Genomic DNA, 12,115 nt, shown 5'->3' on the forward strand with positions numbered 1-12,115 from the left:
GCCCACGGAACTGCATGTTTTTCCGGCCGACACCACTCCACGGTCAACCGCCACACCCAAAACCTGAAAACGGCTAAAGCCCCGCTGCCATGGCGTTCAAACCATGGCCCCGGCAACGCTTTGCCCAAAAAAAACAGAACAACGCCAACGACACACCTGGGGCTCACCATGCACAACACCTTCACTGCAAACCGACTGACGCTGGCCGTCTCGCTGGCCTTGTTCGGCTTGTCGGCCCACGCCGACGAAAACACCAAGGATGGTGCCCTCCCCGTTGTCACAGTCACCGCCGAACACCATAGCGAAGACCTGCAAAAAACCCCGCTGGCGATCTCCGCGTTCGACGAAAAAGCCCTGGACGACAAGCAGATCAAAAGCATCCGCGATCTCTCCGGGCAAATGCCGAACCTGACCCTGAGTCGCCAGTCGATCTCCTACAGCGCCCAGACCTACGGCATCCGTGGCATCGGTGAAACCGATCCGATCCAGGAATCCGCCGTCGCGGTGTATGCCGATGACCTGTACATCCCGCGCGCCATTTCCTCGATGCTCGACTTCAACGATGTCGAGCGCGTGGAAGTGTTGCGCGGCCCCCAGGGCACGCTCTATGGGCGTAACAGCAGCGCCGGCGCGATCCGTGTGATCACCCGCGATCCGACCCAGGAAACCCGCGGTTTCTTCGAACTCGGCGCGGGCAATTACAACGCGCAGAACGGCCGTTTCCTGATCAGCGGCCCGTTGGTGGATAACGCGCTGTTCGGCAGTTTTTCGGCGATTCGCCTGACCCGCGACGGCACCGTCTCGGACCCGACCCGGGGCAAGGATGTGAACAACGTTGATATCCAGTCCTATCGCGGCAAGCTGCGTTTCAACCCCATCGATTCGCCGTGGGATGTGCAACTGACCCTGGCCGGCACCTTCGACCGTGGCGACACCACCAGCTACACGCCGTTTGATGCCAACGGTCACTTCGACAAATTCAAGAGCTACAGCAGCCTCGACCCGAAAAACCGCCTCGATCAGGGCAGTTCGGTGTTGCGCGCGATCTACACGATCAACGACAACCTGAACTTCAAATCGGTGACCGCTTATTCAGGGTTCAACCAACCGGTGGACTACGACAACTCCGGCCAGGCTGCGCTGATCCAGCAAAACCTGATCACCTACAAGCAGGACTACGCCACCCAGGAATTCCAGCTCAACGGCGACTACGACAAATTCAGTTTCAGCACCGGCCTGTATCTGTACCGCGAAAAATTCGAAGCCGACCGCGACAACCTCACCTATTCCGTGGCGCGTAACCGCGTGATCGGTCAGGGCCAATACAGCACGACCAACACCGAAAGCTACGCGCTGTATGGCCAGGGCAGCTACAAAATCACCCCGCAACTGTCGCTGATCGCCGGGCTGCGCTTTACCCGCGAACACAAGAACTTCGATTACACCAACTACGCAATCAACACCAACCGGCAGATTACCGGGACCAATTTCACGGCGGATTCGAGCAAATCGTGGCAATCCACCAGCCCGAAAATCGGCTTCGAATACGCCTGGACCCCACACCTGAATCAGTACGCCTACGTCGCCAAAGGCTTCAAGGCCGGCGGCTACGACAACCGCGCGCCGACCCAGGCGGCTGCTGAGCAAGCGTTCTCGCCGGAAGACGTGACCACCTACGAAACCGGCTTCAAGGGTGACTTCTTCGACCAACGCCTGCGGGCCAACGTCGCGGTGTTCTACAACGACTACAAAGACCTGCAAACCAACGCCTATGACCCGGCGCTGGGGGTGAGTTTGCGGACCAACGTCGGCCAGGCCCACACCTACGGCGTCGAGCTGGAAACCCTTATCGCCCTGACCCGCGACCTGCAACTGACCGCCAACGTCGGCTATCTGCAAAGCCAGTACGACGACTTCGAAAACGCCAGCGGCGCCGGGGTCGATGCCAACGGTAAACAACTGGTGTTCTCGCCACGCTGGAACGCCAGCGTCGGCCTCAACTACACGATCCCGGCGGGACTGCCCGGCGTTTGGCTGGCGGGCACCGATGCGCAGTTCCAGACCAAGTCCTACGCCAACGCACTGAACGACGACGTGCAGGAAATCCCCCAACAGACCTTCTGGAACGCCAACACCCGCTACATCTCCAGCGACGGTCACTGGACCACGACGCTGGCGGTGAAAAACCTGCTCGACCGCGCCTACCCGCAATCGGTCGGCTACGTGCCGTCCAGTGGCGCCCGCTTCTACTCGATCAACGACCCGCGAACCCTGTTGTTGTCGCTGCGTTACGACCTCTAACCCTCCCCCCTACACCGGATTCGATATCGCTTACTGCCAAGGAGCAACACGATGGCTTTTACCCGCAGAGAACTGATTACCCGCATTGCCGCTGTCGGTGGCTACTCCGCCGCCGTCGGCGCCCTCGGCGCTTTGGGGCTGACGCCTCAAGCCGTGGCGGCGAGTTTCAAACCGCTGCAATTGGGCAGCAGTGGCAAAGGCAAAAACGTGGTGATCGTCGGCGCCGGCATCTCCGGGCTGGTCAGTGCCTATGAGCTGCGCAAGGCCGGTTTCAACGTGACGATTCTCGAAGCCCGTGAACGAGTCGGCGGACGCAACTGGACCTTGCGACGCGGCACTCAAGTCGATTTCGACGATGGTGTCAGCCAGACCGTCGACTTCGATGAAGGGCACTTCTTCAACGCCGGCCCGGCGCGGATTCCCAGCCACCACCAGACCATCCTCGGCTACTGCCGCGAGTTGGGTGTGGAGCTGCAAGTGCTGGTCAACAGCAGCCGCAACGCGCTGGCCTTGCCGGACCCAAGCAAACCGGCGTTCCAGTTGCGCCAGGCGGTCAACGACACTCGCGGGCAACTCTCGGAATTGCTGGCACGCACCGTCAGTCGCAAAGCCCTGGACCAGGACTTGAGCGTCGATGATCGCAAGGCGCTGCTGAATTTCCTCAAGGTCTATGGCGACCTGAATGCTGACTTCCAATACAAAGGCTCGGTGCGCTCGGGCTACACCCGCGTGCCCGGTGCCGGCGATCAAACCGGCGTGACCCGCGCACCGCTGGAGCTGCAAACCTTGCTCAATCCCAAGCTCTGGGGCGCGTTGGTGTTTGACGAAATCCCGGAGTTTTCCTCGACCATGTTCCAACCGGTCGGCGGCATGGACCGGATTCCCTACGCGTTCTACGACAAGCTCAAGGATGCGGTGCGCTTCAACGCCGAGGTCAGCGATATCCAGACCTCCGAGAGCGGCAGTCGCATCACTTATCGGGATCGCAAAACCGGCAAGACCCAGACCCTGAACGCCGATTACGCCGTGGTCACCGTGCCGCTGCCATTGCTGGCGAAACTGCCGAGCAACTTCAGCCCGCCGTTCAAGCAAGCGATTCTCAGCGCGCAAAGCGATCAGGCGAACAAAGTGGCGTGGCAGTCGCCGCGCTTTTGGGAAACCGACTTCAACATCTACGGCGGCCTCTCTTACCTGGACCATGAAGTCAAAGGTTTGTGGTACCCCAGCGATCGGCTGAACAGCGCCCAGGGCATTTTGGTCGCGGCCTATAACACCAGCGAATCGGCCCAGGCCTTCAGCAAAAAATCCATCGCCGAACAGTTTGCCTCGTCCCGGCAAGCCGTCGAATTGCTGCACCCCGGCCACAGCGCCCAGCTGCAAAAACCGGTGGCCATCAATTGGGCCAAAGTGCCCTTCAGCAAAGGCCCGTGGATCGTCAACGACGAGGTTGGCGAGAGCGCCTACCAGATTCTCAACGAACCTCAGGGCCGGACTTACCTGGCCAGCGACGCCCTCGCCCACGGCGGTGTCGGCATCTGGCAGAACAGCGCCGCCGACTCGGCCCGACGCATCGTCGCGCTGATTGGCCGACATGCCGAACGCACTCAATCGGGCGTAGCCGCCTGATGCCAGTTAAACCCTGTGGGAGCGAGCCTGCTCGCGAAGACGTCGGCACATTCAACACCGATGTCGCCTGACACACCGCTTTCGCGAGCAGGCTCGCTCCCACAGGTCATCTCCCCCGCCTCAATTAAAGGACTGAACGATGAAAGCCATTACCTTGCTCACAGGATTGCTCATGACCGCCACCGCCCTCACCACCCAGGCCGACGAGATCAAACGCATCGCCCTGCCCAACTCGAACTTCCCGATTTCCCTGGCGGTGTCGGTGCCGGCGCAAACCGAGCTGTTGTTTGTCAGCGGATTGCTCGCCGATCTGCATGATCCAAAAGCGCCCAAAGATTCCTTCGCCGCTTATGGCGATACCGCGACCCAGACCACTTCGATCCTGAACAAGCTCAAAGGCGTGCTGCAAAGCCAGGGCCTGGACCTCGGCGATGTGGTGCAACTGCGAGTGTTCCTGGTGGGCGATCCGGCCAAGGGCAACAAACTCGATTTCGCCGGGTTGCAGGAAGGCTATACGCCGTTCTTCGGCAGTGCCGCGCAACCGAACAAACCGGCGCGCACGGCGATTCAGGTCGTGGCCCTGCCGCTGCCCGGTGGCCTGGTGGAAATCGAAGCCGTCGCCGCACGCAAGAAGTGACACGGACAACACTAGAAATTCAGGAGCTTCACCCTTATGCGCAACTGCCCAGTACCTGCTTATCGTCCTTTGTTATTGCCGCTGTCCTTCGCGTGCAGCCTGACCTCGTTCAGCCTCGAAGCCGCTGAAACCGGCGCGCCGACCCTCGACACGGTGGTCGTCACCGGCAACCGTGGCGCCGAGCAACGTACCGTCACCACCAGCCCGACACCCATCGACGTGGTGACCGGCGAACAACTGCGCTCGGTCGGCAAACCGAGCCTGCTGGAAGCGCTGAGCAAATTCATTCCCTCGTTCAACTTGCCCGACCGCGCCGGTTGGGATGCCAGCGGCGTGGTGCGTTCGGCGACTTTGCGCGGGCTGACCGCCTCCCACGTGCTGGTGCTGGTCAACGGCAAACGCCGACACACCAGCGCCACGCTGAACATCAACGGGATCAACAGCGGTGCTGCGCCGAGCGACCTGGACTTGATCCCGGTGGCATCCATCGACCACATCGAAGTGCTGCGCGACGGTGCGGCAGCGCAATACGGTTCGGATGCGATCTCCGGGGTGATCAACATTATCCTCAAGCAGACCACCGGCGGCAGCTCCGACACCACCCTCGGCCAGGGCTATGACGGCAAGCGCGGCACCGGCCAGGAAGCGCTCAATTATGGTTTCCAGGTAGGTGAAGCCGGGGTGCTCAACGTCTCGCTGGACACCCGGTATCAGGAGCGCGACAACAAGGCCGGCAGCAACGGCTACAGCGCGCATTATTACCCCCAGGCCGACGGCTCGCCCGACCCTCGCGAAGCCGACGCTAGCCACCACACCTACAAAGGCTACGGCTTGCCCCGCAGTCAATTGGCCGATGCCGGCTACAACCTCGACCTGCCGCTCAACGATGGGCTGACCCTGTACTCGTTCTCAACCGTGGCCACCCGCGAGAACAACGACGGCCAGAACTTTCGCCTGCCCAGCGGGCGCAACACCATCACCACCGGCCCCAACGGTTATCCCGACGGCTACAGCCCTTATTGGCTGGTCAACGAAACCGATTTCCAGTCCGCGTTCGGCGCCAAGGGCGACAACTTCGGCGGCTGGGCCTGGGACCTCAGCAGCACCTACGGGCGCAACTACGCCAAGCAGCGGACCTACGACAACCAGAACCCGTCCCTTGGGGAAAATACCCCGAACAAATTCACTTCCGGCATCTACATTGCCGATCAACTGACCAGCAACCTTGACCTGAAAAACAGCTACGACATCGGCCTGGCCAAACCCATGGACGTGGCGTTCGGCTTCGAGCATCGGCGGGAAAGCTACGAAACCCGCGCCGGCTCCGAAGCGTCGTATATCGATGGCGGTTATGTGTTCCCGGCGGGTCATCCCCGCGCCGGACAACGTCCCGATCCGGGGGCGCAGGTCACCAACGGCATTACCCCGCAGGATGCGCAGAAAGTCAGCCGCAACAGCGTCGCCAGCTACATCGACCTGGGTTTCTACCCGGTTGAACAGTGGTACGTCGGCATCGCCGGCCGCTACGAGCATTACAACGAAGGCGTCGGCGGCACCCGCAGTGGCAAGCTCAGCACCCGCTATGAGTTCAACCCGGTGTTCTCGGTGCGCGGCAGCGTCAGCAACGGCTTTCGCGCGCCGTCCCTGGCCAACCAGATTTTTACCGCGCGCTCGACCGGGTTCGACACCATCAATGGCGTCTACCAGTCCTATAACTACGTGATCCTGCCGGTGGACTCAGCGGGTGCTCAGGCCTTGGGCGCCGAAGCGTTGAAACCCGAACGCTCGACCAACTTCAGCCTCGGCTTCGCCCTGACCCCGAGCGAAGACCTGAGCCTGACCGTCGACGGTTACGTGATTAATCTGCGTGATCGCCTGGTCCTCAGCGAACGCTTCCAGGGCCCCGGCATCGCCGCCCTGCTCGACGGCATCGGCGTACCGGCCACGGCGGGCGCGCAGTACTTCACCAACGGCGCGAGCACCCGCACTTCCGGGGTCGATGTGGTCGGTAACTATCGGCAGAACCTCAACCGCTACGGCACGGTGAAGTGGACGGCAGCGCTGAACTACAACCACACGCAGATCCTCAGCGTGAACGACACGCCGGAGCAACTGACGGCACTGGGGAATTTTCAGCTGATGGGGCGCCAGTCCCGGGCGCTGATCACCAAGACCTCGCCGAGCAGCAAGATGATTTTTGCCGCCGACTGGGGCATCAGCGACTTCGACGTCAACCTGCGGCTGACCCGTTATGGCACGTACACCGAGGTCAACAGCTCGAGCGATCCGAGCCTGGACCGCGAGTACTCGGCGAAATGGATTACCGACCTCGACGTCGCTTATGCGCTGAGCAAACAACTGACCGTGGCCGTGGGCGCGCAGAACCTGTTCGACAAGTACCCGGACCACATCGGCGTGCCCAACTCGTCGTTCGGCGACAACTGGGGCAGCTATTCGCCATTCGGTTTTACTGGCGGCTACTACTACACCCGCTTGCAGTACGCGTTCTGATGTCAAATCGCAGGCAAAAAAAATCCCAGGCAGCTGATGGACGCCTGGGACTTAAAAATGCATAAACCGTGGTGGTGAACGCGGGGCGATATTAACCTACTAAAACACTTTGAAACAATATATTTCTGCGCACTGTTCGGTTAATTAGACTCGTAAGCCCTTATATATCATCACTATTTGTGCGGACTTCTGCGCCTCAAGCGATTGGGATCAGCGGATCCGCAGCGGCCCATGCCGTTTCACGATTGGCTGCTGGCGGGTAAATCCACACGGTGTTGATCTGGGTTTTAAGCTCTTTGCCTTCCTGCTTCACCAGTTTCACCTGGCGATCCCAACCTTCGGTGTACACCGCGCCCCAGGCGCCCAGGTCCAGGCACGTCACGTACTTGGGCTGGCTGTACAGGGTCGGGTCCACACCGAGAATCTGCGCAGCCACGTTGTTACCGGCGTGACGGCCCAGGACGATGGCGTGCTGGCAGGTCATCAGTGCGTGGTTGCCGATGTCGTCGGATGCCGCGTACGCCACGTCACCGGTGGCAAAAATATCGTCCTGGCCAATGACTTTCAGGTGCGCGTCAACGTGCAGGCGGCCAAGGTTATCGCGTTCGCCCGGCACCTGTTCGGTCAACGAGCTGGCCCGCACACCGGTGGTCCAGATCACGGTCCTGGCTTCGATGCGCTGGCCATCGGCCAACGTCACACCGTTTTCATCGACCGATACGACCGTCGATTTCAGCTGCCACTTCACACCCAGCTCAGTACTGGCCTCGGCGATGGACTGGCTGATTTCAGCGCCCATGGACGCACCGACCTTTTCGCCGCGATCAACGATGATCACGTTGATGTCGGCGCGGTCACCCAGGATTGCTCGCAGACGGGCAGGCATTTCGGTCGCAGTTTCAATCCCGGTGAAGCCGCCGCCAGCCACCACGACGGTGTTGCGGGCGTTGCTTTCTGGCAGGTTGGCCAGGGATTTCAAGTGATTTTCCAGACGCACGGCTTGTTCGATCTGATCGACGTCAAAGGCATATTCGGCCACGCCCGGGGTGTTGGACGACGCCAGACGGCTACCTGTAGCCAGAACGAGTTTGTCGTAGCTGCACTCCTTTTTGGTGCCGGAAGCATCGATGTAGCCAACGCGTTTTTGCTCAACGTCGATGGTTTCGGCGGCGCCCTTGATGAACTTCACGCCCACCGCATCGAACAGCTCGCCAATCGGCGCGGCCAATTGATGAGCATTCGGTTCGTAAAAGCGCGGACGCACCCGCAGCTCGGCCTGTGGGGCCAGGACGGTCACTTCAACCCCATCGTGACCGTGAATATCGAACAGGCGCGTGGCGCTCAACGCCGTCCACATACCACCGAAACCTGCACCAATGACCAGAATCTGCTGTTTCATTTATAACTCCGAGAGGTAAACCAAATGATGAATTTGTTTAGGATCAGCGAGCGCTGCCGAGCGAACAACTACGACTCTATTGGTCGCCTTTAATCCAAACAAGTCAACATTACTGATCATTCCTATCGGTTTATCAGATCTGTTCCTGCAAGCCTTCTAAACCGGCCTTCAACGATCTTGCGTGCCTGTGAGAAACAAACAACGAACAAGCCGCAGTCGATGAAGCGCGTTGCCGCCCTCCTGTCCCGCTGCTAATATTTGCGACAAATTTAGTCGGAGATCCCTATGTCTCTTTACAGCGCAGGCGTTGAGTACGGCATTCATTGCCTGCTTTTTCTGGTAGGCAATGGCGGCGACTCCCGCGAAGCGAGCGTGCGCGATCTCGCGGAGCTGCAAGGTGTACCGCTGGACTATCTGGCGAAGATCTTCACCAAACTGGCCAAGGCCAAACTGGTGGTCGCGACTGAGGGCGTACGCGGTGGTTTCAAACTGGCCAGGTTTGCCGATGAAATCACCTTGCTGGATATCGTCAACGCCATCGATGGCCAGAAGCTGATCTTCGATTGCCGCGAGATTCGCGGCCGCTGCGCCTTGTTCGAAGGCTCCCCACCGGCCTGGGCGCTGGACGGCGGGTGCGCGGTGCACGGGGCGATGATGACGGCGCAGAAACGCATGGAAGACGCCCTCGCCCAGACCACGATTCTTGACCTGGCCAGAAAGGTCGGACGCAAAGCCCCGCCGGAGTTCGCCGGGCAGGTGGATGAATGGCTGGTGGATCGCAAAGAGAAGAAAAACGCCACAACGGCAGAGCAGAGCATTGCGGTGACTGACATCACCGACTAGCCCAAATGTAAAAAGCCGAAGCCGGAATAATCCGGGCTTCGGCTTTTTCACAATCGATATCCAGCCTTACAAGCAGTCCCGCACCGCCTGCCTCAACGCCGCCGATTTCGCCCACGGCGGCCCCTGATACAACGACACCCGGCTGCCATCCTTCGATTTCACGATATCCAGAATCTCGTCAGCCGTGATGATGCTCGGCGCGGTCAGGCGATAGCCGTTGGAAATGCCAATCTGAGTCGTCCTGGGAATCTGCTGTTGCCACAACGGCAGCACGCACGCCACGTATTCTTTAGGCGGCTTGCTGCTGTATTTGCTGACATTGGGCTCACCGGGCACAAGGGACGCGGGCAACGAACAACCCGCCAACATAGCCACCGCTACCCCCGCTATCAACATCCGCATGACACTTCCTCATCCTGAAAAACGGCGAATGTAACTTGAAGCTACACAGACATCCAGCGAACGATTGGTAAAAGCGACAGAACCGCCGCACGTCCTTACGAACGGAACACCCGGCACGGGAATCGGGACTAATCTTTCGTAGCGGGGAATTTGCAGGAGATCATCATGTGGCTTAACGAACTCGAACAGGAACTTCGGCGCGACCTCCAAAGTGTGGAGTCGAATCTGCGGTGGTCGGCGGTAGAACTTTTGCGCCTGGCGGAACAGTTTCGCCAGGCCGGCAATGAAGTGGATGCCCAAGTGGCCCTACGGCTGCGGGAAGTGCTCCAGGGGGACGAAGAACGGCTGAAGAGCTACGCCGAGGAGGTTAAGGCGCGGCACATCAGCCGAACCAAACCTCAATAACGGGACCACTGTCATGAACAAGCCTCTGTTCGCCCTGCTCGTCGTGCTGGCAGCGTCGAGCGGTTGCAGCTCCGATTCACATGTCTATCGCAACCAGCCGCTGGTCGCCAAAGTCGAGAACGGCATGAGCAAGGATCAGGTCGAGCAGATCGGCGGCAAGCCGTTGACCGTCACGGATCGCACGGTGGAACCCGGCAGTTGCTTTGACTACAAGCTGACCCAGGCTGGCCATCAACAACCCTACAACGTCAGCTTCGATGGCACCGGCAAGGTCGATCACACCAGCTTCATGAGCTGCGCGGAGTGGAGCAACGTCCAGCGCAAAGCCAGGGAGCCCTCCCATTCTTCCGGCGGAATGGGCGGTGGTGGCGGCTACTGACCGATCAACCATAAAAAAGCCCCGGTACCGGCCGGGGCTACTCGTACACCATGAACTACTGGCTATTCGCCGGCCGACTTGGCCGCGCTTTGTAAGCAGGCAAGGACGCGGCGAAGGCCAGTGCCTCTTCCCGGCTGCCAAAGGCACCCAAACGGTCACCTTTGGTGCACACCCGCCATGGGCCGTGGTTCACGCTGAGTACGTCGTAACCGTTCATGTGCATCTTGGTCAGCATCTCAATGCTCATAGTCACCTCCTTTTGGGCAGTGAAAATCAAAGATTGACCGGCCTACCTTACACCCGCCCCCGGCCAGAGTGCCGACCAGACGTCGCGATATCCGGTGGCACTTTCGGCTGACACGCTGACTCCAACCCTTGAAACCGCCTGAACACGGGGCCTCGGCCTGAATATTGCATTTTTATGACCGTTTTATGACAAACGGGCAATCAGGTAACACATGAAAGTACGCGCCACCGTGATTTGCGAACAAGACCGACACGTCCTCCTGGTGCGCAAGCCAAGGTGTCGCTGGACCTTGCCCGGTGGAACGGTCGAGCCGAGCGAAACCAGAGAGGACGCAGCCGTACGGGAACTGGCGGAGGAAACCGGGCTGAGGGTCGACGGCATGTTGTACCTGATGGAGCTGGAGAACGGCAGTACTCGCCATCATGTTTATGAGGCGTCAGTGGTCAACCTGCATGAGGTCCGGCCGCTCAATGAAATCATCGACTGCATGTGGCATCCGCTGGACACCATCCACAACCTGAAAACCAGCGACGCCACGCTGCGAATCGTCAAAGCGTTTCAGCGCCGCTTGTAATTATCACCTCAACCCTGATCGCCACCGCCCACCGGCATGATCATCCCGGTGATATACGAAGCCTCGTCGCTGGCCAGAAACAGGATCGCACTCGCCTGCTCATCCAGCGTGCCGTAACGCTTCATCAAACTGCTGTCGAGGGTTTGCTCGACGATCTGCTGATACCAGACCTTCTCCTGGGCGCTTTGCTCGGCGCTGTTGCGCGGGATGGCTCGTGGTGGTGCTTCGGTCCCGCCGGGCGCCGTGGCATTGACCCGAACCCCGCGACCGGCGGTTTCAAAGGCCAGGCACGCAGTCAGCGCATTCACCCCGCCCTTCGCCGCGCCATAGGGCACGCGATTGAGGCTGCGGGTGGCGATGGATGAAACATTGACGATGGCGCCACAGCCCTGCTCCAGCATGAATGGCAGCGCCGCATGGCAGCACCACAGCGTCGGGAACAGTGAGCGGCGGACTTCGGCTTCGATCTGCTGTTCTTCGTAATGCTCAAAGGGCTTGGTCCAGATCGTCCCGCCGACATTGTTGACCAACACATCCAGGCGCCCGAAGCGCTCGACGGCGGTCTGCATCACACGACTGCATTCGCTGTATTGCTCAAGGTCGGCGGTCAGCGCGAGCACCTGACTGGCCTGGCCTAATTGCTGCTGGAGCGCAAAGACCAACTCTGAACGGTCGACCAGAATCAACCGCGCACCCTCTGCCGCCATCCGCTCTGCAACCCGCCGGCCAATGCCTTGGGCAGCCCCGGTAATCAGCACGACCTTTCCATCAAATCTGTTCATACCTACCTC

Annotated in this window: 12 protein-coding genes; 8 read left to right on the top strand and 4 right to left on the bottom strand. The window is 60.1% G+C overall.

Translation table 11 applies throughout. The features are described 5' to 3' along the window. Positions 1-168: 168 nt before the first annotated feature. The 4 genes from BK667_RS16885 (at position 169) to BK667_RS16905 (ending at position 7,075) form a co-directional block, all read left to right on the top strand. Entirely contained in the window at positions 169-2,301 is a 2,133-nt protein-coding gene (locus BK667_RS16885; RefSeq protein WP_123598317.1) for a TonB-dependent receptor, read from the top strand. A 51-nt stretch (positions 2,302-2,352) separates the two neighbouring features. Next, positions 2,353-3,927, top strand: a complete 1,575-nt coding sequence (locus BK667_RS16890; protein ID WP_123598318.1) for a flavin monoamine oxidase family protein — start codon at positions 2,353-2,355, stop codon at positions 3,925-3,927. Between the two features lie 139 nt (positions 3,928-4,066). After that, positions 4,067-4,564, top strand: a complete 498-nt coding sequence (locus BK667_RS16900) for a RidA family protein (RefSeq protein ID WP_123508754.1) — start codon at positions 4,067-4,069, stop codon at positions 4,562-4,564. 36 nt (positions 4,565-4,600) lie between these two features. Next, on the top strand, positions 4,601-7,075 hold the full coding sequence (locus tag BK667_RS16905) for a TonB-dependent receptor plug domain-containing protein (protein WP_123598319.1): 2,475 nt from the start codon (positions 4,601-4,603) through the stop codon (positions 7,073-7,075). Between the two features lie 196 nt (positions 7,076-7,271). Here the strand turns inward: BK667_RS16905 and BK667_RS16910 are convergent, their stop codons facing one another. Then, complete coding sequence (locus BK667_RS16910; RefSeq protein WP_123598320.1) at positions 7,272-8,474, bottom strand: NAD(P)/FAD-dependent oxidoreductase; 1,203 nt, start codon at positions 8,472-8,474, stop codon at positions 7,272-7,274. Positions 8,475-8,759: 285 nt separating this feature from the next. Here BK667_RS16910 and BK667_RS16915 point away from each other — a divergent pair, with 285 nt between their 5' ends. Continuing rightward, positions 8,760-9,317, top strand: coding sequence for an RrF2 family transcriptional regulator (locus BK667_RS16915; protein ID WP_123508757.1), 558 nt, complete (start codon positions 8,760-8,762; stop codon positions 9,315-9,317). A 66-nt stretch (positions 9,318-9,383) separates the two neighbouring features. Here BK667_RS16915 and BK667_RS16920 read toward each other — a convergent pair whose 3' ends face one another. After that, positions 9,384-9,719 (bottom strand): hypothetical protein, encoded by a 336-nt coding sequence (locus BK667_RS16920; RefSeq protein WP_123508758.1) that lies wholly within the window; start codon positions 9,717-9,719, stop codon positions 9,384-9,386. Positions 9,720-9,884: 165 nt separating this feature from the next. Between BK667_RS16920 and BK667_RS16925 the strand changes: the two genes are divergently transcribed. Both BK667_RS16925 and osmE read left to right on the top strand, forming a co-directional pair. After that, positions 9,885-10,124, top strand: a complete 240-nt coding sequence (locus BK667_RS16925; RefSeq protein ID WP_123508759.1) for a hypothetical protein — start codon at positions 9,885-9,887, stop codon at positions 10,122-10,124. Positions 10,125-10,137: 13 nt separating this feature from the next. Beyond that, positions 10,138-10,503 carry an osmotically-inducible lipoprotein OsmE gene (gene osmE / locus BK667_RS16930; protein ID WP_123598321.1) on the top strand — a complete coding sequence of 122 codons (366 nt, stop codon included), beginning with the start codon at positions 10,138-10,140 and terminating at the stop codon, positions 10,501-10,503. Positions 10,504-10,558: 55 nt separating this feature from the next. Here the strand turns inward: osmE and BK667_RS16935 are convergent, their stop codons facing one another. Further along, positions 10,559-10,750, bottom strand: a complete 192-nt coding sequence (locus tag BK667_RS16935) for an SPOR domain-containing protein (protein ID WP_123508761.1) — start codon at positions 10,748-10,750, stop codon at positions 10,559-10,561. A gap of 211 nt (positions 10,751-10,961) precedes the next feature. Here BK667_RS16935 and BK667_RS16940 point away from each other — a divergent pair, with 211 nt between their 5' ends. After that, complete coding sequence (locus BK667_RS16940) at positions 10,962-11,324, top strand: NUDIX hydrolase (RefSeq protein ID WP_123598322.1); 363 nt, start codon at positions 10,962-10,964, stop codon at positions 11,322-11,324. A gap of 8 nt (positions 11,325-11,332) precedes the next feature. Here BK667_RS16940 and BK667_RS16945 read toward each other — a convergent pair whose 3' ends face one another. Next, positions 11,333-12,106, bottom strand: coding sequence for a 1,6-dihydroxycyclohexa-2,4-diene-1-carboxylate dehydrogenase (locus BK667_RS16945; protein ID WP_123598323.1), 774 nt, complete (start codon positions 12,104-12,106; stop codon positions 11,333-11,335). Between the last annotated feature and the right edge of the window lie 9 nt (positions 12,107-12,115).

The sequence above is a fragment of the Pseudomonas frederiksbergensis genome (genome assembly GCF_003732705.1).
Classification (GTDB): domain Bacteria; phylum Pseudomonadota; class Gammaproteobacteria; order Pseudomonadales; family Pseudomonadaceae; genus Aquipseudomonas; species Aquipseudomonas frederiksbergensis_F.